We start from the raw sequence: 21,226 nt of genomic DNA, 5'->3' as shown, positions 1-21,226 counted from the left end.
TAAATGTAGGATAAGTTAGTCATGCCTGCTGTTCAAAAGGAACGGGGGGTCATGAAGCTCCCCCCTGCTAACGCAAAAGCGCCGGATCAACCGCAGGCACAAGCCCTTCCGCAGCAGCCCGGTTCAGCAGTGCAGAGATGGCCGCATAGCCGTCCTCGCCAAGGCTCATCGTGAATTCATTGACGTAAAGATCAATATGCGATTTGGCCACTTCCGGCGATAGCTCCTGGGCGTGGCTTAGCACGTATTCCTGGCAGTCCAGAGGATGGTCCCAGGCATACTGGAGTGAGCTGCGAATCCAGCCGGTAATGGCTTCAGGGTCCAGATCGCGGCGGGCAATAATCGCACCAAGCGGAATAGGCAAGCCGGTATCGCTCTCCCACCAGCTCCCGAGGTCAGTCAGCAGGTTGAGATTGTAAGACGGGTAAGTGAAGCGGGCTTCGTGGATGACGAGTCCGGCATCGATCTCTCCCTTTTGCACGGCAGGCATGATCTCATCAAAAGGCATAACGACGATCTCGGCCGGACCGCCCTGCACCTGCTGTGCTACCCAAAGACGGAACAGCAGGTATGCCGTAGAGCGTTCGCTCGGGACGGCAATTCTGCGGCCGGACAGCTCGCGCGGATGTTTGATGGCGCCTGCGCCTTTGCGGGTTAGTACAAGCGGGCCGCAGCCCCGTCCCAGCGCACCGCCGCAAGGGAGCAGCTTGTACTTGTCCAGCACCCAGGGAAGGGCGGCGTAGGAAATCTTGAGCACTTCAGGCCCGGCGCCGTCTGCTGCAAGCCCGTTCGTAATATCGATATCGGCAAACATTACATCCAGCTGGGGTGCGCCGGGAATCAGGCCTTGCGCCCAGGCATGAAAGACAAAGGTATCGTTAGGACAAGGGGAATAAGCAATATGAAGCTCTTGTGTCATTACAGCACCTCCCGTAAAATAGCCGCCGCCGCTGCCAGAGCGTCCAGCGCTTCATTGATCTTCCACGCGGCCCGGTCGCGCGGGCCGACCGGGTTCGAGATCGCGCGCAGCTCCAGCGCCGCGATTCCCAGCGCCTGGGCGGCCACGGCGACCCCGTGGCCTTCCATCGCCTCCGCTGCCGCCTCCGGGTGGCGCGCGGCCAGAGCCGCGGCCGTCCCGGCGGTGCCGGTCGCGGTGGACACGGTAAGCACGGTGCCCGTGCTTACCGTGAGGCCGGCCGCTGCCAGCGCGGCCGCAAGGGCCTGTACCGTGCCGCCCGGCGCAGGCACGGACACGCTGCCGAAGCCGAGCTCGGCAGCGCTGCGGAAGCCCTCCGGCGTCTCTGCGCCGAGGGCCGCGTCCAGCATCTCGCTGGCGATGACCAGCGAGCCTACGGGTGCGCGTCCCGGGAAGCCGCCGCCGATCCCGGCGCTGACGACGCAGCCGTACGAGCCGGCTGCCAGGGCGGCGGCGGTGCCCGCCGCTGCCGCAGCGGGGCCGGCGCCCGCCGCGATGACGTCGAACCTGCGGCTGCCGGCGAGGCCGCGCAGGACCGCCTCGCGCTCAGCCGCGACTGCCGTCACGATCAGCACGCGCGGCGCGGGGGCTTCTTCCGCCGCAGCACTGCGCGCGGCGGCCCCGGAATGATGATGAGCCTTCGATTCCATAATCAGCCTCCTTTTGTAGCCTTGGTATAAGATTAGAATAGGATTCATTTGAAGTATTAGGAATACCCAATAAGTTGCTTGCTAAGAGCCGTCTGCTTCGGTGTATACTCACCTTTTGAAAGTCTACGCCGTTTTAGAGAACAGGTCAAATATGCGGAGCGGGAGATAGATGGATTTTCTCCACTTGCTGATGAACGAATAAACCCTGCTAAAACAGCAGCTGGATAAAAGGCACTTAATTAAGGATGATCCGCCCAAAGTGGCGAAATTCAGCTCTATTAGATGTAGATTTTCCACTTGCTTATTGCGGGAGTTGGAGGGGGTGATTGTTGCGCGGGTTGGGGGGGATTTACCCGCAGAGGTTAGCTTTTTTGTAAGAATTAGGCTTCACATGACCGCAGCATAGAGCGATCCTTCCTTGCGCCGGGCGGAATGAAAATTAATTCACCTCCCGCGCTTGACAGACTGCTTCCAATAACGTATATTTATCTTAACTTAAAGATAATTAACTTGAAGATAAATGCAGCCGGTCAGGAGGTGTACCAAATGAGCAGCAAGAATAAGACAGCAAGAACAGAGACAGATACTACGCTGGAGCAGGAGCAGGCAGCATCGCTTAAATTGTTCGTCGTTCTGTCGAAGGCGTACAAGAGCCTGATGGATCAGGCGGTGAAGGATATGAAGAGTCACGGGCTGGCCTCGGCGGAATTTATGGTGCTGGAGGTGCTGTATCATAGAAACCGGATTCCACTTCAGCAGATTGGCGAGAAGATTCTGGTCACCAGCGGCAGCATCACCTACAATATCGACAAGCTGGAGAAGCGGGGACTGCTGAAGCGCGTTCCTTGCGAGGATGACCGCCGTGTTACGTATGCCGAGATTACGGAGGCGGGACGGGAGCTGTTTGATGATATTTTCCCGCAGCATGTCGATTCTATTCACAGCCTGATGGGCGGACTGGACAGCGAAGAGAAGGCTCAGGCGACGCTGCTGCTGAAGAAGCTGGGCAAGGGAGTATAGAAGTGAGTCCGTAGCAGCCCAGCTGCGGTAAGGTTGTCTGCTTGTTAGCAAGCTGAACGAAAGAAGAGAATAATAGCTCAGCAATTTTATTAGCAAATATCTTAATGTTAAGATAATTAAAACCAAGAGAATGGAGAGTGTTTAAAATGGTTAGTGTAGGTTTATTGTTGATGAGATTGGTGATTGGTGTAGCGTTCATCGGGCATGGTGCACAGAAGCTGTTCGGCTGGTTCGGCGGATATGGACCTAAGGGAACAGGCGGCTGGATGGAGTCGATTGGTATCAAGCCGGGCGTGCGTATGGCGGTGCTGGCAGGTCTGATGGAGCTGGTCGGAGGCCTGCTGTTCACTCTGGGTCTGCTGACTCCGGTGGCTGCGGTGCTGATTGCGGCAACGATGCTCGGTGCCATTGTGAAGGTTCATGCTCCTAACGGATTCTGGTCCACAGCGAACGGGATTGAGTTTCCTTTAACGGTGCTGGTAGTCGCTGTAGGTATAGCGCTGACAGGCGCGGGTTCGATTTCACTAGACGCAATATTCTTCAATTAAAATAAGCGCATCATCATCACAACTATCAGGAGGGTTCACTCATGACTATGCATACTGCAGGGATTCATCATGTTACCGCTTTTGTTGGAGACGCTCAGCGTAATGCTGATTTCTATGCCGGAATTCTAGGCCTGCGGCTCGTCAAAAAAACCATCAATTTCGACGCCCCCGAGGTCTACCACCTCTACTTCGGCAATGAGCAGGGTGCGCCGGGTACGATCATCACATTCTTCCCTTGGGCTCATGGCCGCAAAGGCAGAATCGGCGGAGGACAGGTCGGTGTGACCACTTATGCTGTACCGGCCGGCTCCTTCGGATTCTGGGAGCAGCGGCTGGCCGCTTACCAGATTCCTGTGACTAAGGTTACCCGGATTGGCGAGTCGTATCTCTCTTTCGCGGATTTTGACGGACTGCGGATTGAACTGGTGGAGCGTGAAGAGGGTGCGCTGAGCACCTGGTCGTTTGGCGGCGTTCCGGTAGAGCATGCGGTTAAAGGCTTCGGGGGTGCTGTCCTCTACAGCACAGCCCCGGACCGGACAGCGGATACACTCTCCCGCACCCTGGGAATGGAGCGTATCGCTGAAGGGGACGGCTACATCCGCTACAGAGCTTCAGGCAATATCGGCAATATTATTGATCTGAAGGCCACTCCAGTTCCGCAGGGCGGCGGCGGTACAGGTACCGTTCACCATATTGCTTGGCGGGCCGCAGATGACAAAGAGCAGCTGGAGTGGGGACGCCGGGTTCAGAGTCACGGCTACCAGCCGACTCCGGTGCAGGACCGCCAGTACTTCAATGCCATCTACTTCCGGGAAGAAGGCGGAATTCTGTTCGAGATTGCAACCGATCCTCCGGGCTTTGCCCGTGATGAAGCACCGGAGGCGCTGGGGCAGAAGCTGATGCTTCCGGCTTGGTTTGAGCCGCAGCGTGCGGCGATTGAAGCGAACCTCAGCCCGTTTGAAATCCGTGAACTGGAGGTGAAGCCGGTATGATTCATGTATTTGAGCAAGGTACAGACGTAACCCAGCCAACACTGGTCTTATTCCACGGCACAGGCGGCAACGAGCGTGATCTGCTGCCGCTTGCAGAGCTGCTGGCACCCGGAGCATCTGTGCTGGGCATCCGCGGCAACGTACTGGAGAATGGCATGCCGCGTTACTTCCGGCGGCTGGCGGAGGGGATTTTCGATGAGGAGGATCTGATCTTCCGCACCCATGAGGTGAAGCAGTTTCTGGATGAAGCGGCTGCAAAATACGGCTTCGATGCTGATAACCTGGTAGCAGTCGGCTATTCTAACGGCGCGAATATTGCGGGCAGCCTGCTGTTCCACTACGGAGGAATCTTCCGGGCGGCAGTGCTGCTGCATCCGATGGTTCCGCTGCGCGGCCTGGCGATTCCTTCGCTGCAGGGGGTTCCGGTCTTTATCGGGGCAGGGACCAATGATCCGATTATCCGCTCCGAGGAGACCCGGGAGCTGGAAGCACTGTTAAGCGGTGCCGGGGCAGAGGTTACCTCGCACTGGGGCAATCAGGGGCACCGCCTGAGCGCCGCCGAGGCGGAGGCGGCAAGAGATTGGCTGGCCGCTCTTACCGATTCTGAGGAGTAACAACAGCACCACCTGAGATAACCGCCTGCGGGCCTGCCGATCACCGAGAGGATTGGCGGCTACGGCAGGCGGTTTTTTGTTGTTCCTGCCAAGCTGCCGCGCTTTCCCGCCCAACCAGAAATTCATTGAACATTCCAGCGGTAATCGGTAGTATGGAGAAATATATAAACGGACCTGAACATAAATGGCTCTGCCGTCTTACTAAAGGTTACGGGCAAGAAAGGATGTATCCTGTTCATGATGAAGCAAAATTCGGTGACAAGCCTGGCCGAGGGCGGGCCGTCCAGAAGCCAGCGGCTGCAGCTTGCCGTGATTCTGGGAGCCATCGCTACCATTGGTCCCCTGTCGATTGATATGTATCTGCCTGCCCTGCCTGCCCTTGGTCTCTATTTCGATACCAGTCCCGCCATGATTCAGCTTACCCTGACCTTCTTCCTGCTGGGACTGGCTTCGGGCCAGCTTGTGGCCGGACCGCTCAGTGATGTGCATGGGCGCCGGATTCCGCTGTTGTTCGGAATGATGATCTATGCGGTATCCTCGCTGCTCTGTGCGTTCAGCCCGTCCATCGGACTGCTGATTGTGCTGCGCTTCATTCAAGGCCTGGCCGGATCGGTAGGGGTGGTAATCTCCCGTGCGGCGGTCCGCGATATGTACAGCGGCTCGGAATTAACCAAGTTCTTCTCGCTGCTGATGATTGTCAACGGACTGGGTCCGATTGCAGCGCCGGTCATCGGGGGGCAACTGCTGAGAGTGACGGACTGGAAGGGGGTATTTATCGTCTTGTTCGTATGCGGGCTGCTCTTCGCGGCGGTCATCCTGTTGCGGCTGCCGGAGACTCTGCCTAAGGAACGGCGTATCCGCAGCGGGCTCAGAGGGACCCTGCGTACCTTCCGCATCCTGCTCGGCAATGCCGGATTCATGGGCTACGCGCTCTCCCAGGGCTTTGTTATGGCAGGCATGTTCGCTTATATCTCGGGATCATCCTTTGTTCTGCAGACGATTTATGGGGTATCCCCGCAAATGTACAGCCTGATTTTCGCCGTGAATGGCCTCGGCATTATTCTGACCGGGCAGATTGCCGGGCGGATGTCGGCCAGAGTGGGTGAGCGTAAGCTGCTGATCTGCGGCCTTCTGCTCAGTACCTCTGGAGGTATTCTGCTGCTGATTACCCTCCTCGCCGATGGCGGGCTGCTGCCGATCCTAATCTGTCTGTTCGCTGTGGTTGCAAGTGTAGGTCTTGTGGGTACGACCAGCTTCTCGCTGGCGATGCAGGATCAGGGGGAGACGGCTGGCAGCGCCTCTGCGCTTCTGGGTCTGCTTCCCTTGCTGCTGGGGAGCTGCGCGGCTCCGCTGGTCGGACTTGGCGGCAGTGGCTCGGCCCTGCCGATGGCGCTGGTCATCGCGGGAGCGGGCCTCCTGTCGGTTCTGTCCTATCTGCTGCTGTGCAGAAGAGAGGTCAAGCTGTGAGCCGCAAGGACTTTGCTACCCTGTTGCTGCTTGCTTTTGCCTGGGGGGCTTCCTTCCTGTTCATGCGGATTGCCTCGCCGGAGCTCGGTCCGGTCTTCACGACAGAGCTGCGCGTTACGATTGCCGGAGCTGCTCTGCTGCTCTATGCGCTGCTGACCCGGCGCAGGTTGGGCCTCCTGAAGCACTGGAGATCTTTCCTGCTGCTCGGTGCGGTTAACGCGGCGCTCCCGTTCACGCTGATCTGTATGGCCGAGCTGCACTTAAGCGCCTCGCTGGCGGCGATTCTGAATGCAACAACCCCGATGTTCGCGGCATTGGCGGCGTGGGGGACCCGGAAGGAGAAGCCGGGGGCGGCCAAATCAGCCGGGCTGATCATAGGCCTTGTAGGTGTGGGCGTGCTGGTCGGCTGGAGTCCGCTTCCGCTGACCGGCACGGTTCTTTTATCCGTTGGTTACTCTCTTGGAGCCGCGCTCTGCTATGCGTTCGGAGGATTATACGCATCACGCGTAGGCTCCGGTCTCACTCCGCTGGCGCTTGCTGCGGGACAACAGCTGGGTGCAAGTGTGGTGCTGCTGCCGCTGGCGGTGATTTTTGCCCCGGATCGTCTGCCTTCTTCCGCCGCTGTATATTCTGTCCTCGGCCTCTCGCTGATCTGCACCTCAGTGGCGTATCTGCTGTATTTCCGGCTGATTGCCAATATCGGCCCGGTCAAGACCGTCAGTGTTACCTTCCTCGTGCCTGTATTTGGCCTGTTGTGGGGCGTAATCTTCCTGCAGGAGCAGGTCTATGCCAATACCATCGCCGGGCTGGTCATCATCCTGCTGAGCGTTATGCTGGTGAACCGGAGGGCCAGGAAGGGTTGAAGGGATATTCAGCAAACTTTCAGCGCATTTTAACGTTCATTGTAGAGAAAAGGGATATATTGAAGAGGTGAAAGGAGGGACACCCATGAATGTCTCATCCGTTGCCGCTTCATCATCTGTATCTTATACATCCTCCAGCGCCAGCGATACCGCTGCACTTGAGAAGCAGAAGGCGAAGCTGGAAGCTGAGCTTGAGAAAGTAAGCGCAAGCAAGGACAGCGAGCAAGCCAAAGGAACCAAAACCAAGCAGCTAGAACAGCAGATCAAGCAAATCGAAGCACAAATTACCCAGAAGTCACAGGCTGCGGGCAGCTCCGCTTCTGCCCAGAGCGCTGCTGCGCCTCCGGACAAGCCTGCCGGTAACCATAAGCTGACAGCAGCATCCGTTCAGGAGATTGCTAACGCAACCACCGACAGCGCAGGGAGATTCGACATCCGAGTATAGCCTGAGCGAGAACAGCATGTCTCTGAAGGGAGCCGCCATTGCCATGGTGACAGGCTCTCCGTTAGGGGATGACAACCCTTGGTACGATGATAAAAGCACCCGGACTAACCGCAGTCCGGGTGCTTTTATAATATAGAATTAATATGTTGCACACGATAAATTATCCTTCTATTTCTCGCTGAAACGGTACCGTCCTTTAAAAGGACGGCAAAGCCGTTTCCACTTGTGCAAATATAGATGTATACGCTTCCCGCCATCACCGGATAAATATAAATCTGATGCAGGGACTTATCCTCCGCCCGCCGTCTAACTCTTATAGGCATGTGACCATTATACGGGAGTTCTGTTGCGGATCTTGTTATAATGGGTTCGTATGAAGAGGGCTGAATATGTTCAGGCAACAAGAGCGTTCGGCAGTGAGGACAGGTGAAGTCATGCATACTGTAATCAAAAATAAATTGGAACGCTTCAAGCTCGTACGGCTGCTGATATCCATCTACCGGATTAAGGCGGTGCGTGCGCTTTTTCCGCTGCTGATTATCGGTCTGGTCTATCTGGAGGGGCAGCATGAGCTGAAGCAAATTCATTTAGGCAAAATTATCCGTGATCTGAAATCCGTTCCCGTACCCTCTATTATGCAGATGCTGGGAATTTCGCTGCTGTCGGTGGCGGTCATGAGTACTTATGATTACTTGATCCGGCGGCATTTCCGCCTGCAGATCGGCTGGTTGCGGACCTTCCGTTATGCCTGGATCGCCAATACGTTCAATAATATGATTGGATTCGCCGGTCTGGCTGGCGCGGGCCTTAGAACGCTGCTCTATAAACGGAGCAGTGTGCCTGCATCCTTGCTCGCGCCGGCCATTGTGTTCCTGTCACCGCTGATGATTACGGGGCTGTCGCTGCTTGGGTGGGGGACGATAACCGGACTTTTGCCGGCGGACCGGCTGCTGGAGGCGCATCGCTGGCTGGGTTTTGCAGTCTGGGGGATAGCACTGTATCTGCCGTTCTTTGTACTCCTCCAGCGCTCTGCGCTCTTCGCCAAATGGGTCAACCGGGGTGAGGGGAGAACCGCCTGGCTTACTGTGGTTGCTTCTGTGGGTGCCTCCTTCCTGGAGTGGGTGTTCGCCGGGCTGACCTTCTGGTTCATTGCCGGTGAGATGCTCGGAAGCGCTCCGTTTCTCACCGTCTTCAGTATCTATGTAGTGGCTGCGATAGCGGGAATTCTAAGTATGGCTCCCGGCGGCATCGGTGCGTTCGATCTGATTGCGCTGCTCGGGCTTACCCAGCTTGGCATCAAGAGCGACCATGCAATGGCAGTTCTGGTCATCTACAGATTATTCTATTACATTATCCCTTGGCTGCTCGGACTGGTGCTGGCTGCGCTGGAGTTCGGGCTGCCGGGTACGAAGGGCGCTGAACGCAGCGGCGACAGAGTAGAAGCCCCCCTGACGGTCTGGCAGAAAATATGGGGCTGGCCCGGTCAATATACCTTCCTCAGCGATCTGGGCGTATGGGCACTCGGCAAGCTGGTCTTGGCCAGCGGTCTGCTTCTGCTGCTGTCGGCAGCTACGCCTGAGCTGCTCTACAGGCTGAAGGTGACAGAGGAGCTCCTCTCGCTGCCAGTGATGCAGATCTCGCACCATCTGTCCGTGCTAATCGGCTTTATGCTGATTCTGCTGTCGCGGGGAATCTCGCTGCGTGTCCGCAGGGCTTATGTCTGGACGAGCCTGCTCCTATTGGGTGGGGCGGTATTTGCATTCACGAAGGGGTTCGATTACGAGGAGGCTCTGTTCCTGCTGGTGGTGGCGATGATTCTCTGGATCTCACGAAGCCGGTTCTATCGGGTCAGCGTTCCGTTTAGCGCCAAAAGCACCTTATGGTGGCTGCTCCTGACTTCAACTGTAGCCCTCAGCTATTACGGGCTGGCGAGTTATACCCATCACGGCTTCCTGAAGCATCTCCCGCCCGGCATCCAGCCGGAATGGCTGCGGCAGCACAGTAATGTGGCCGCCACGGCGGCCGGCGGACTGATTTTCTCTTGGCTGCTGCTGACGATGGTTGTAGCCCTCAGGCCGCAGCACAAGGCAGATACGCTTCTCGCGAATAAGGATATGGCGCGGCTGGAGCGCTTCCTCTCGGAGGGCTGGGGCAATGCCTTAAGCCATATGCTGTTTCTTGGCGACAAAAGCTTCTATTGGGCCCAGGAAGGCAAGGTGCTGTTCGCCTTCGCCAGAGTCCGGGACAAGCTGGTGGTACTGGGTGATCCGCTTGGGCCGATGAATCTGCTTAATAACGGAATCAGTGAGTTCAGGCAGGCTGCTGATTTGTATGGACTATCTGTAGTCTTCTATCAGGTGACCCCGGCGCATCTTCCGCTCTATCATGAGCAGGGCTACCGGTTCTTTAAGCTGGGGGAAGAAGCGCTGGTCCCGCTGGCGGACTTTAGTATTAGCGGATCGCGGAACGCCAGCCTGCGTAATGTGAAGGGGCGGTTCGAGCGCGAGGGCTACCATTTCGAGATCACGGAGGCCCAGCATTCGAAGGAGCTGCTGCAGGAGCTTCGCCTGTTGTCAGAGGAATGGCTGGCCGGGCGCAGGGAGAAAGGCTACTCGCTGGGCTGGTTCAGCGAGCCGTACCTCCAACTCGCACCGCTGGCGCTGCTGCGTGGAGCAGACGGCCATTTGCTGGCTTTTGCCTCCATGGCTCCTGGTTATGACGGGCAGAAGACGGTCTCGGTGGATCTGATGCGCCATCACAAGGATACTCCGAACGGAACTATGGATTACCTGTTCCTGTGTCTGCTGGAATGGGCGAAAGCGCGCGGTTACAGAAGCTTCAATCTTGGGTCTGCCCCGCTGTCCAATGTCGGGGGCCGCTTTGGAGCGCTGCGGGAGGAGAAGCTTGCCCGGCTGGTTTTTGAGCGCGGAGGCCACTGGTATGGCTTCTCCGGTCTGCGCCGGTATAAGGAGAAGTTCAACCCGGTATGGGAGCCGCGTTATCTGGCCTATCCTGCTGCGGTGACTCTTCCTCTCTTGACCCTGGATCTGGTGAGGCTGGTCTCCAGGCATCCGGAGGAGGGGAAGTGAGATGAATAGCCTACTGGCGATTGGCGAGTAAGCCTTGTAGTATACGGAAGGCCGGATAAGGCGATAAGAAGTCACGGAAAATTTTTGTTTTTCTGCAACTTTTTATATTCAAGCGTCATAAACAAGGATTCAAAAATCGCGTAACAGGAGGATTATTCTATGTTCAAGAAAGTATTGCTTATTTCTGTTTTGACTATGAGCATGCTGATTACCGCCGGTCCGGTGAATGCGAATCCCAAAGAGCAGCCGGTCAATGAGCGGACCGACGTGGTATGGATTAGCGGAAATGCAGCGGCACTTGTGGATCATGTGAATAATAAAGCAGATATCGTTGACCTACATACAAACACTGCGACTACGATATCAGAGGACTCCAGCCGTATCCTGGACCTACAGGTGATGAGCAGTCCGCCGAAAATTGTGCTTCTTAAACAAGGCAAAGGCACTAAAATTTCGAAATCCGTATTCTCCTCTGATGGACGTCTCCTCAGCAAAACGGATATCCCGCTTAAAACGGCAGGGGACAAAGTAAAATGGGTAGCTCCAACCGGCAAAACCAATGAACGGATCATGGTCCAAGCGGGAAACAACTTCAGCCTGTATCAATATCCCTGGGCAAAGCCGAGTGTGACTTATAATGCCAAGTTTATTGACAAGGGATATGAAAATGTATCCGTAATGGATTGGGATTTTCAGGCATACCCGTATTTGGCCGTTAAGTATCAGGCACAAGGGATTATGAGCACGGACTATCTGGTGAAGCTGGTTAATTTGTATTCAAGAAATGTGACGGTAATCAAGGACTTCAATACAGACTTCTCCATTCATTCCAGCGGGAACTTCTATGCAGCTTACACTTCCTACACTTATCAGCCCGTACCGGGGAATGTAAGCCGTCCTTCAGCCGATGAGGCTCAGAAGGTCTTCCAGTTAATCAACAAATCCACTAGCAAAGAAACGGCTTCTGTCAAACAGGTCTTCAAAGAGGATGGCGACATTTCCGGGTGGGTAACGGAAGTCATTAATGGTCAGGTGTTTGTGGGGGATCTGCAGGGGCGCTCATGGTCCCTATTCTCTCAGGGAGGCGCGGCGCTGCTGAAGAATCAGGAATGGCCGAAGAATGGCAACACGAAATTTCTGTACGCTAATATAAAGTCGAAAACAGCGTATTTCCTGGATTATTCATCTGGTGATATCTCGGTCATTGCGAGTACATTGAAGTAAATAAAGCTGCTGTGGCAGCAAAAAAGGTGCCGCCCTCTCCGATTGCTGGAGGGGGCGGCTTACTTTTGATTAGGAGTGTGCACAGAGTTGGGGGAAGTGCCCGTACGCATGCTGAATGAGTAAATGGTGTCCCAAAAGTGTACGCGAAAAACAGCATACAAAGTTCTGGCACGCAGGCGCACGGGCCGAATGTATACCAAAAACAGCATACAATGTGCTGGCGTGCAGGCGCACGGGCCAAATGTATGCCAAAAACAGCATACAATTGGCTGACGCGAAGGAGAGTAAAACGAATTAAGGCCAATGGAAGCAAAAATCAGGGGCACTAGTGCCCCTGATTTCGCCGGATGCCCCACAAGTGGGCGGATAGGTAAGAAGGGTTTAACTGTATTAGCTGCGCAGACGTATAAGTTCATACACTATCCATCCGCTAAGTTGATTTTGTTCGCTGAATCGTCCCGTACCCGCTCAGCGGATACGCGCTACCCACCACAGCATAGCTGCAACCGCCAGGATACCTAGCGCTGCCAGTGTATCACGCCTGCTCCAGCGGAGCTGATAGACCGGGGTCCGCTGCTTGGCGGGATCATACCCCCGTGATTCTACGGCTGTCGCCAGCTCGTCGCCCATACCCAGGACAAGAATCAGCAGAGGCACGATGATTAGGGCGATCTGCCTCGGGGACCAGCGGGCCACCCCGCGGGCGCGCCTTCCGCGTGAGCCCAGCGCAAGCTGCAGCTGGGCCAGCTTGCCGAGAATCCACGGCACGAACTGCAGGGTCACGGATACGGCAAGCGACCAGTTACGGGTGCGGATGCCCAGGGCCCGCAGCGGAGCGATGCCCCATTCCAGACCTTCGCGCAAGGGGGCACCGGTGGTCGTCTCGGTGAACAGGAAGCCCAGGGCAATCAGTAGCAGGAAGCGCAGCACACTGATTCCCCCGCGCTCCAGTCCTGCATAGCTGAAGCTGAGCGGCCCGAGTGCGAAGTCGGGAGAGCTCCAGCTAAGCCCGGACAGGAGCCAGAGGAACAGGAACATCAGCAGGAACGGGCGGAAGAAGCGGAAGGCCCGGCGCCAGGAGATGCGGGCCGAAGCCGCGAGCCCGGCCAGCAGCCCGGCGGTAAGCAGCAGCGGGAGCAGAGTGTTCATCCCTAACAGGACCAGCGAGCCGAGAATCATCCCCAGCCATTTGGCCCGGGGATCGAGTCCTTGCCAGCCGGGCCTGAGCGGGGTGTTCTGTTCTAGTCTTGGATTGCCAGGCCTGATTATCGTCTGAACCCTCTCTGTTCTGGAGGATCGAGGAGAATGATCTCGCTTCCAGCTGCCTTCTAAGCTGTATTCCGCACTGTGTTGTTCGCTGGTTTTGGTATTCTGGTTGCCGGGTGGCATGGCGCCGCTGCGGACAGAGGCGCCAGTGCCTGCCGGCCGCCTGTCCGTCTGCGGCATAGGCAGCGGGTGCTTTTCCAGCCCTATCAGCAGCTCCTCCAGATTGTCCGGGACTGCTTCCAGCAGGCCATGTTGCACCGCTCTGCGTCCCATAGAAGCATAGACGGGGGGCGTGAGTCCGGCGTCTGCCAGCAGGCTGGGATCAGCAGTCAATGCCGGAGCAGGGCCGTCATAATGGATAGCACCCTGCTTCATCACGATGACCTTGTCGCCAACCGGCAGGAAGCTGTCCAGATCATGGGTGCCGATGATCAGGGTCAGGCCGCTACTGCGCAGCTGCTGTACCATTTCGAGCAGTGCCTGCGCTGCCTGAGGGTCCAGCCCTGCGGTCGGCTCATCCAGAATCAGAAGCCCGGGCTGTACGGCCAGGGCACCCGCAATACATACGCGCCGCTTCTCGCCCCCGCTAAGCAGAAAGGGAGAGCGCCCGGCGAATTCATCGTAAGCCAGCCCGGTCTTCGCCAGGGCGCCCGCGATGATCTCTGTCCGCTTCTCCTTGGACACCCCGCGCTCCATCAGGCCATATTCGATATCCTTATGCACCGTACCCGCGAACAGCTGCGTCTCCGGCTGCTGGAATACCATGGACACAGCTTCGGCAGTCTTGAAGTCCGTCTTCTTCCCGTGATCATAAAGTATCTGCCCGGAGGAGGGCTGTGCAAGGCCCGCGAGCAGACGGAGCAGCGTAGACTTACCGCTCCCGTTCACTCCGCAGAGGACAGTGAGTGTACCTGTAGGAATATCCAGAGAGATATCCTGAACCGCTGGCCTGCTGCCTTCATAGCAGAAGGAAAGATGCTCCGTACGAATTCTCATAGCAGCTCCTCCAGATCCTGTCCGGTCAGCGGCAGCAGGTGAAGCGGCCAGCCCTGCTTCTGCAGCAGCTTCCCGACCCGGACGGCCGGAGAAGGAAGCCAGCCGAGGGTCTCCGGCAGCTCCGAGGTATAGAACAGGCTGCGCGGGCTGCCGTCATAGAGCAATTGCCCCTTGCCCAGCACCGCAATGCGCGGGCTTGCAGCCAGCTCCTCCATCCGCTGCGTGACCCAGAGGATGGTAGTCCCTGCCTGCCATAGCCCCTGGGCCAGCTCCAGAATATCCGATCTTCCCTCAGGGTCCAGCATCGAGGTAGCCTCATCGAAAATAATCATTTCGGCTTCCAGTGCCAGGCAGCAGCCTACCGCCAGACGCTGGCGCTCTCCGCCGGATAGTGTAGATACCTCTGCCTCCGCTTTATGGCTTAGTCCTACCTGCTGTAGAATCTCATGGATTCGTGCAATCATCCGCCCCCGTTCCAGTCCCCGGTTCTCCAGTCCGAAGGCGATATCCTCGAAGGGAGTGGAGCCAACTGTCTGTGCTTCGGGATTCTGAAACACAAGCTGCACGTGCTGCTTAACAGCCATACGGTTCTCCGGCAGGCGCAGATCCAGTCCGGCCACGGACAGACTGCCGCCGGAGGGGGTGTTCAGTCCGTTGAAGGAGCGGATTAGCGAGGTTTTGCCGCAGCCGTTGGCCCCTGTCAGCGCTACCCATTCCCCAGGCCCTATATGAATGTTAATCCCTTGCAGTACCGTTCGGCGATGCTGCCCCTCCCGCACGGACAAGCTTATATTATGCGCCCTGATCATCCTCATGCCTGCTTTCCGTCCAGCTCTAGTCAACAATTGCTACCCATTATAACAAAGATTTCAGAATTGATGTATCTGGAGGGTGATGTTATAGTGATCCCATGTGGAAACGGCTTTGCCATCCTTTTAAAGGATGGTACCGTTTCGGTGAGAAATAGAAGGATAATTTGTAGCGTGAAACATATAAATTCTTATATTTTTTAAAAAAAGGGGGAACCTCTCGGCCATGAAGAAATGGACCACCCGCGGCCTGATATTCAGTGCCTTATTCGCCGCCGTCATGATAGCTCTGAGTTATTTGAAAATCTCGCTGCCCTTCTCCACGGTACCCATTACCATGCAGACCCTCGCGGTAATGCTGGCTGGTTCAATCCTTGGGGCCCGTTACGGGGCGCTTGCTGTACTGATCGTGATCGGACTCGCCGCTGCCGGATTCCAGGTGATGGGCGGAAGCGGAGGATTGGCGGTCCTGGTTGGCCCTACCGCAGGATATATTTTCTCCTGGCCGTTCGTGGCCTGGCTGATCGGCTTTTTCGCTGAACGCATTAAGCAGGACAAATACACCTTCGTGAAGCTGCTGGCCGCTAACTTTATCTTCGGGGCACTGTTAGTTTATCCGGGCGGTGTGGGGTGGCTGGCCTATTCTACAGGTATGGATTCACTCGGCAAGGCATTGACGGCAGGCATGTGGCCGTTTCTTCCGGGGGACCTGCTCAAAGCAGTCTTGTGTTCGGCTGTAGTAACGGCGGTATGGAAGGTATATCCGATCGAACGTATTCTGAACCATGACACAGGCGTCTGGGCTGACGGGGACAAAACAACCACAACCCCTTAAGCGCAAGCTGCTGACCAAAAGTGCAAATGCTAACTGCAAGTTATGTCTTGCTCAGCATAAATAGGCGAATTCATAGCCCCTGTGGCGTGGATTCGCCTATTTCGCGTTGTTCACAATAGTAATTCTATAGGCATCCGTCAGATGCTGAACGTACTGTGGATAAAATGTGGATAACATTGTGGGAAAATCCCAGTGGTGGCGCTGAGTTTGGCCGGATGAGTGTCAAATGAGCCAATGAGTAACTTGTTTGCGTGTAAATAGAGTAATATATTTCTTTTGTGTATAATTTGTGGATAAAATGGGAAATTGGCTGCGAAAGCAGTGAAGTTGCAAAGTAATAGGTGGGTTCGGTAAAGTATGAAGCTTCGTTCGTAGCGAAAAAATGGGGATAAGTGTATTCTGTGCAACTAAAAACAGTGAGAAGGGTGGACTGCCTCTTCTAATTGTAGTCTATACAACTAAATTTGCCCGAATGGGCGAAAATCCAAGTATAGAGGCATTTTAATTGCAGGAAATACAACTAAACGGAGATTTAACGGGACATCCGGCGATTTAGTTGTACAAATTGCAATTAGCCCCCCTTGCACCCTAATCGGGGCGCGGTAAACCTCAGCAAGCCATTATCTAAAGTAATTCTCACACGTTTAGATCTGATGAGCTCCTAATACCCTTGATCCATCCCGAGTCACTTCTCACCTATAAAAAAATGCCGTCCCCTAATAACAGGGACGGCATTAATCTTTACAAGCTCAATCCTCCGCGCAGGCATCGGCTGGCTTCGGCTCGGGCAGCGCCCAGACGGAGACGCTTCCGCCATTCACCGGGAAAACGGCCCAGCCGTCTTCGCCGATGGTGACGGACTCCCCGCGGTTATGGGTGAAGTCCTCCCATACCTCTCCGCTGCGCGCTTCGCCCACGAACATCCGCTTCTCTCCGTTGTCTCCGTTGGAGATGACTACAGCGCAGCCGGAGCCTTCGATCTCCTGAACGCCGCGCCGGACCCAGCCGATAGTGTTCGGATGGTCGAAGTAATCGTCCTGATCACCGTAAGCTTTGGTGTAGCGAGCACAGAGCAGAGGATCGATGGCGTCCTTCTTGCCTTCCATCGGCGCAGGGCCGCCGATGCCGTAATAATCCCCGTAGAAGACAACGGGATATCCGTCGCGCCGCAGCAGAATCAGGGCGTAGGCGCTTTGCTTGAACCAGTCGCCCACCCAGGATTCCAGAGCCTCATGAGGCTGGGAATCGTGATTGTCGACGAAGGTGACGGCATTCGCGGGGTGCGTCTGTACGAGCGTATCATCGAAGATATGCGTCAGGTCGAAATCCCGGCCTGCCAGTGCGGCGGAGTACAGCTTGTAATGAAGAGAGACATCGAACAGATCGATCTGGTAATCGACAGTGTTCAGGAATTCGCGGCAGGCCTCCAGATTGGAGTTCCAGAATTCACCGACGATGTAGAAGTCCTCGCCGCGCTTCTTTTTCATCTCCATGGCGAATTCCTTGATGAACTCATGGTTGATATGCTTGATCGCATCCAGGCGGTACCCGCTGCATTGCAGGGTGTCAACCAGCCACTTGCCCCAGTTCAGCATCTCATTCTTCACATCGTCATTGCTGTAATCAATGTTGGCGAACATCAGATAGTCGTAGTTGCCGAATTCATCATCCACATTCTGATTCCAGCCTTTACTCGTGCCGTCAATCCGGAATACGCCGTTGCGGCCTTCCTTGGCATCGAAATCGGTTCCGTTGAAGTGGGTGTGATTCCACTTGAAGCTGGAGTATTCCTCGCCGCGTCCCGGGAAATCGAATTTGGTCCAGCCTTCAATCTCGAACGGCTCGGAGATATCCTTGTTGCGGTCGTTCGGGTCCACCTCAATAACCTCGAAGACCTCGGTCTCATCCGCTCCGGCTTTATGGTTCATGACCAGATCCACGTAGACCGCAATGCCGTTCTTCAGGCACTCGGCAATCGCGTCGATTAACTCCTGCTTGGTTCCATACTTCGTGCGCACATCACCCTTTTGATCGAATTCACCGAGGTCATACAGATCGTAGACTCCATAACCGGTATCTTCGGGCGAGACGGCCTTGGTAACGGGGGGGACCCATACCGAATCAATGCCCGCCGCCTTCAGTTCCGGGGCCATCTGGGCAAGGCGTTTCCAGTGTTCTCCGTCCGCCGCGACATGCCATTCAAAAAATTGCATCATAGTATGATTTCTCTTCATAATTCTTTGGCCTCCTCTACAAATATAAGACGAATGGGACGGTGATCAAATGCTTCAGCAGGGAGTAGAAGAGATTTATGTAGACCTCTGTACATCAGTTGAATAAGTCCAGTTGGCGCGGGGCCAGCCCGCCGTCGATCCCAAGCAGCGATTGCAGCTCTTGGGCATTAGGAGTGGCATCCCCGGCAGAATTATTATTAAATACCACGTAAATATTCTTACAGGTCTGTTCAAGCTCCAGCAGCCGGTCCCGCCACTGCGTTAACTCTTCGGTGCTGTAACGGTACAGATAGCGAAGCTTGCGCCAGTCTGGGTGACTGCTCTGATTCCAGCCTGCGGTGTTGCGCCCGTGCAGCCTTACGTAGGTGAGGTCCGGCCGGGTGGCGACAGGGACAATCGGGATGGAGCCGGAACCTGCCTGCGGCTCGTCGGCTATCGTATGAATCCAGCCTTCCTGCTCCAGGAACCCGAGGGTCCGCTCACGCATCTCAGGGCTGTACCAGGAATCATTACGGAATTCGATGGCAGCGGGTACATCCAATAGCCGCTCCTTCGCTTCGCGCAGGAAATCCACATTGTCCTTGGTGCAGTCGAACCAGGGCGGGAATTGAAACAGCGCCATCGCCAGCTTGCCCGCTGAGCGGACAGGGGCGATAGAGGTATGGAAGGCCCGGTACATCTCCTCCGGCGTATCGTAGTAATTCTTTTTCCCCCGCAGATGTCCGGTCATTCCCTGATAAGCCTTCACAATGAACTGGAACGCCTCCGGCGTCTGGTTGACCCATTTCTCGTAATTTCGGACCGGCTGAACCGCGTAGAAGGAGCTGTCAATTTCCACAATGGGAAAATGGGCGCTGTAGGCGGGCAGGCGGTCGGCAGGTTTGATTTTGCCGTACAGCTCCTCATGGTCTCCGAAGCCGGTCAGCCCGATCTTGATCATAGAACCCCCTCCATGTCGCATGAACCTGAATTCTGCCGAACGGATCGGCTAACTCTTATTAAACTGAAAACCCGCCTATGCAAACAACAGGAGAACAGGAATGACGGAAATCAGTGCAGGGACAGGAAAGAACTGGAGAAAAAGGGGCTATGGAAGCTGGTATCACCAAAAGAGCAGGCGGATATACCCGGCGGGTGCCATTTATTCAAATATAAGAATTTTTGTTTCACGCTATAAATTATCCTCCTATTTCTCGCTGAAACGGTACCGTCCTTTGAAAGGACGGCGAAGCCGTTTCTACTTGTTATGCAGAGGGAAAGCGTGAGGTGACGCGCGGGGCAGGAAAAGATGGGCTTCTCCTCCATCACATGGGCTTGAAGCGGGTGATGGAGGAGACGCCATACAGATGAACGCTATTGCGGCCGTTACGCTTGGAGGAGTAGAGGGCATGGTCTGCTTCCGAGAGCAGCTCCTCCAGTGAGATCGAACGGCGGAAGGCTTCAGTCACGCCGAAGCTGGCTGTGATTTTAATTGTTCCTGTGATGGTGGAGAAGGTGCTCTGCTCGATGTCCCTGCGGATACGCTCAGAGATCAGGGCTGCTTCCTTCAAGGGGGCTCCCGGCAGGCTTAAGACGAATTCTTCACCTCCGTACCGTCCGAAGACATCCCCCTCCCGTACATGCTGGCGGCATACGCTTACTACATGCTGTAAGGCCATATCCCCGTGATGGTGCCCGTAGCGGTCGTTAATGCTCTTGAAGAAATCGATATCCAGCAGGATGACCGAGAAGGGGGCGGCGGAGCCGGCAGCTTCCTGCAGCCGTTGCCGGCTCAGCTCCATGAAGTGGGTCCGGTTGTAGATGCCGGTCAGGCTGTCGATAGTGGCGAGCTGCAGCAGCTTTTCCTGGAGCAGGGTGCGTTCGGTAACATCAATCAGCATGATCATCCGCCCGGCAAGATGGCCGTCATGCTTCTGGACCGGAGAGGAACGGACCTGATAATAGCAGACTTCTCCGCCGGAATGCCATACCAGCTCCTGCTCCTCGCTGATCTGCGGATTGGAATTCATTACATAATCGACAGCTTCCTTGCCGGCAGGCAGGAAGAGCTGGGCCAGCGGGCGGCCGATGGCGGAGGCATCCAGATCCTCAAGCATCTCGGCAGCGGCCCGGTTATAATCCACCAGCTTGTCGGAGAGGTCCATGACCAGTACGCCGTCGCGCATGCTCTCGAACAGATTCTCGCGGGCAATTGGTGCGGCGGTCAGCATCCCTCTGGACAGAATGGCCCATATATACAGGGACGAGGTTACGCTCATCACAACAGGTACAGGGTCTGTTCCATATGGAGTCAGGTCCATCAGATAGAGGAAGGCCCCCAGCGCAGGCAGGAATTGTCCGACAAAAATAATCAGCATCTGCCGCAGATAAGCCCGCCGCATCCGCCCCCAGCGCCAGAGGATCAGGCACATACCGGCCAGCATACAGCCGAAGGTCAGACTGCCCTGCACGATATACCAGGGTCCCATGACGATATCCACCAGCGGTGCAGGCGCGCCTTCCCGGAAGTAGATAGCCTTATAGAACAAGTGATGGGAGTCGTTGGTCCAGACAAGCGCCGTGGAGATCACGGGGACGGAGTAGAGGAGGACCAGCAGTTTTCGGGAGACTAGCTTCTCTAAGCCCACGAAGTGCATGATCATCAGCAGACTGGAGGGCGCGATGTACGGCATTCCGAGATACTCCAGCTTGATCCAGAACTTAATCTGTTCCATCGAGTTCCCCGAGAGCTCGAGCGCGAAGGCGAATGTGTATACCGCCGAGGCGGCGGAGCTGACGATGAATGCGCGCAGGCCCGAGAAGTCAGTCTTCCTGTAAAAAGCAAACAGGGCGAGCAAGGCGTTCAGCACACCGGAGATCGAAACGATAATAATGTAGTTGGAAATCAGAGATGCCATGGGGAGCGCCTCCATGAATTGGGATAAGCATTGGACATTGTGAATAGTCTCCTGGACACAAAATGAAATGCAATGGCAACGCCGTTTTCACTTATAGTTACTTACTATTTTTATCGGCAATCAGCTCTATTATTTACACTGTAAGCGGCTCCCTAGACAAAGTGACGGAATTTCACAGTCTCAATGTTACGCTTTGTCTAATGTGGGATTCGCAGGCAACGTGTAACATGTTAATTAATCCTACATGAAATGAGGAAGAGGACGAGAGTTAAGATAATTATGTGATGTTAATTAACATTGA

17 protein-coding genes are annotated in these 21,226 nt (G+C 55.6%); 10 read left to right on the top strand and 7 right to left on the bottom strand.

Features of this window, described 5'->3' with window-relative positions; genetic code table 11:
- Positions 1-67: 67 nt before the first annotated feature.
- Together NST26_RS31305 and NST26_RS31300 are read right to left on the bottom strand one after the other, a co-directional pair.
- Positions 68-919 (bottom strand): 1,4-dihydroxy-6-naphthoate synthase, encoded by an 852-nt coding sequence (locus NST26_RS31305; protein ID WP_340957402.1) that lies wholly within the window; start codon positions 917-919, stop codon positions 68-70.
- Complete coding sequence (locus NST26_RS31300) at positions 919-1,626, bottom strand: futalosine hydrolase (RefSeq protein WP_340957403.1); 708 nt, start codon at positions 1,624-1,626, stop codon at positions 919-921. Before NST26_RS31300 ends, NST26_RS31305 begins: the two co-directional genes overlap by 1 nt.
- A 546-nt stretch (positions 1,627-2,172) precedes the next feature.
- Here NST26_RS31300 and NST26_RS31295 point away from each other — a divergent pair.
- From NST26_RS31295 to NST26_RS31255, 9 genes are all read left to right on the top strand, one after another.
- Positions 2,173-2,646 (top strand): MarR family winged helix-turn-helix transcriptional regulator, encoded by a 474-nt coding sequence (locus NST26_RS31295; protein ID WP_036728164.1) that lies wholly within the window; start codon positions 2,173-2,175, stop codon positions 2,644-2,646.
- A 146-nt stretch (positions 2,647-2,792) separates the two neighbouring features.
- Positions 2,793-3,194, top strand: a complete 402-nt coding sequence (locus NST26_RS31290; protein ID WP_036728167.1) for a DoxX family protein — start codon at positions 2,793-2,795, stop codon at positions 3,192-3,194.
- A 41-nt stretch (positions 3,195-3,235) separates the two neighbouring features.
- Positions 3,236-4,186 (top strand): ring-cleaving dioxygenase, encoded by a 951-nt coding sequence (locus tag NST26_RS31285; protein WP_155991603.1) that lies wholly within the window; start codon positions 3,236-3,238, stop codon positions 4,184-4,186.
- The gene (locus tag NST26_RS31280; RefSeq protein ID WP_036728168.1) at positions 4,183-4,800 is read left to right on the top strand and encodes an alpha/beta hydrolase; all 618 of its coding nucleotides are present in this window, start codon (positions 4,183-4,185) and stop codon (positions 4,798-4,800) included. The genes NST26_RS31285 and NST26_RS31280 overlap by 4 nt, the downstream gene beginning before the upstream one ends.
- Before the next feature lie 237 nt (positions 4,801-5,037).
- Positions 5,038-6,267 (top strand): multidrug effflux MFS transporter, encoded by a 1,230-nt coding sequence (locus tag NST26_RS31275; protein ID WP_442792666.1) that lies wholly within the window; start codon positions 5,038-5,040, stop codon positions 6,265-6,267.
- Positions 6,264-7,130 carry a DMT family transporter gene (locus tag NST26_RS31270; protein WP_340957407.1) on the top strand — a complete coding sequence of 289 codons (867 nt, stop codon included), beginning with the start codon at positions 6,264-6,266 and terminating at the stop codon, positions 7,128-7,130. The genes NST26_RS31275 and NST26_RS31270 overlap by 4 nt, the downstream gene beginning before the upstream one ends.
- 85 nt (positions 7,131-7,215) lie before the next feature.
- On the top strand, positions 7,216-7,575 hold the full coding sequence (locus tag NST26_RS31265) for a FlxA-like family protein (RefSeq protein WP_340980643.1): 360 nt from the start codon (positions 7,216-7,218) through the stop codon (positions 7,573-7,575).
- 434 nt (positions 7,576-8,009) lie between these two features.
- Positions 8,010-10,664 carry a bifunctional lysylphosphatidylglycerol flippase/synthetase MprF gene (gene mprF / locus NST26_RS31260; protein ID WP_340980891.1) on the top strand — a complete coding sequence of 885 codons (2,655 nt, stop codon included), beginning with the start codon at positions 8,010-8,012 and terminating at the stop codon, positions 10,662-10,664.
- A 159-nt stretch (positions 10,665-10,823) separates the two neighbouring features.
- Positions 10,824-11,888 (top strand): hypothetical protein, encoded by a 1,065-nt coding sequence (locus tag NST26_RS31255; protein WP_340980641.1) that lies wholly within the window; start codon positions 10,824-10,826, stop codon positions 11,886-11,888.
- A 468-nt stretch (positions 11,889-12,356) separates the two neighbouring features.
- Here the strand turns inward: NST26_RS31255 and NST26_RS31250 are convergent, their stop codons facing one another.
- Both NST26_RS31250 and NST26_RS31245 read right to left on the bottom strand, forming a co-directional pair.
- Complete coding sequence (locus NST26_RS31250; RefSeq protein WP_340980639.1) at positions 12,357-14,150, bottom strand: ATP-binding cassette domain-containing protein; 1,794 nt, start codon at positions 14,148-14,150, stop codon at positions 12,357-12,359.
- Positions 14,147-14,959, bottom strand: a complete 813-nt coding sequence (locus NST26_RS31245; RefSeq protein ID WP_339252058.1) for an ATP-binding cassette domain-containing protein — start codon at positions 14,957-14,959, stop codon at positions 14,147-14,149. Before NST26_RS31245 ends, NST26_RS31250 begins: the two co-directional genes overlap by 4 nt.
- Before the next feature lie 226 nt (positions 14,960-15,185).
- Between NST26_RS31245 and NST26_RS31240 the strand changes: the two genes are divergently transcribed.
- A complete protein-coding gene (locus NST26_RS31240; RefSeq protein WP_339252056.1) occupies positions 15,186-15,794 on the top strand; it encodes a biotin transporter BioY in 609 nt (202 codons plus the stop codon).
- Between the two features lie 749 nt (positions 15,795-16,543).
- On the opposite strand, the gene NST26_RS31235 is transcribed toward NST26_RS31240, so the two are convergent.
- From NST26_RS31235 to NST26_RS31225, 3 genes are all read right to left on the bottom strand, one after another.
- Positions 16,544-18,028: an alpha-amylase gene (locus NST26_RS31235; RefSeq protein ID WP_339252054.1), complete on the bottom strand. Its 1,485-nt coding sequence runs from the start codon at positions 18,026-18,028 to the stop codon at positions 16,544-16,546.
- Positions 18,029-18,122: 94 nt separating this feature from the next.
- A complete protein-coding gene (locus NST26_RS31230) occupies positions 18,123-18,968 on the bottom strand; it encodes a DUF72 domain-containing protein (protein ID WP_340957421.1) in 846 nt (281 codons plus the stop codon).
- 364 nt (positions 18,969-19,332) lie between these two features.
- Positions 19,333-20,925, bottom strand: a complete 1,593-nt coding sequence (locus NST26_RS31225) for a histidine kinase N-terminal 7TM domain-containing diguanylate cyclase (RefSeq protein ID WP_340980636.1) — start codon at positions 20,923-20,925, stop codon at positions 19,333-19,335.
- Between the last annotated feature and the right edge of the window lie 301 nt (positions 20,926-21,226).

The sequence above is a fragment of the Paenibacillus sp. FSL R7-0128 genome, assembly GCF_038002245.1.
Classification (GTDB): Bacteria; Bacillota; Bacilli; order Paenibacillales; family Paenibacillaceae; genus Paenibacillus_AQ; species Paenibacillus_AQ silagei.
Note: the sequence above shows the minus strand (reverse complement) of the source record. Positions and strands in the feature narration are given on the sequence as shown.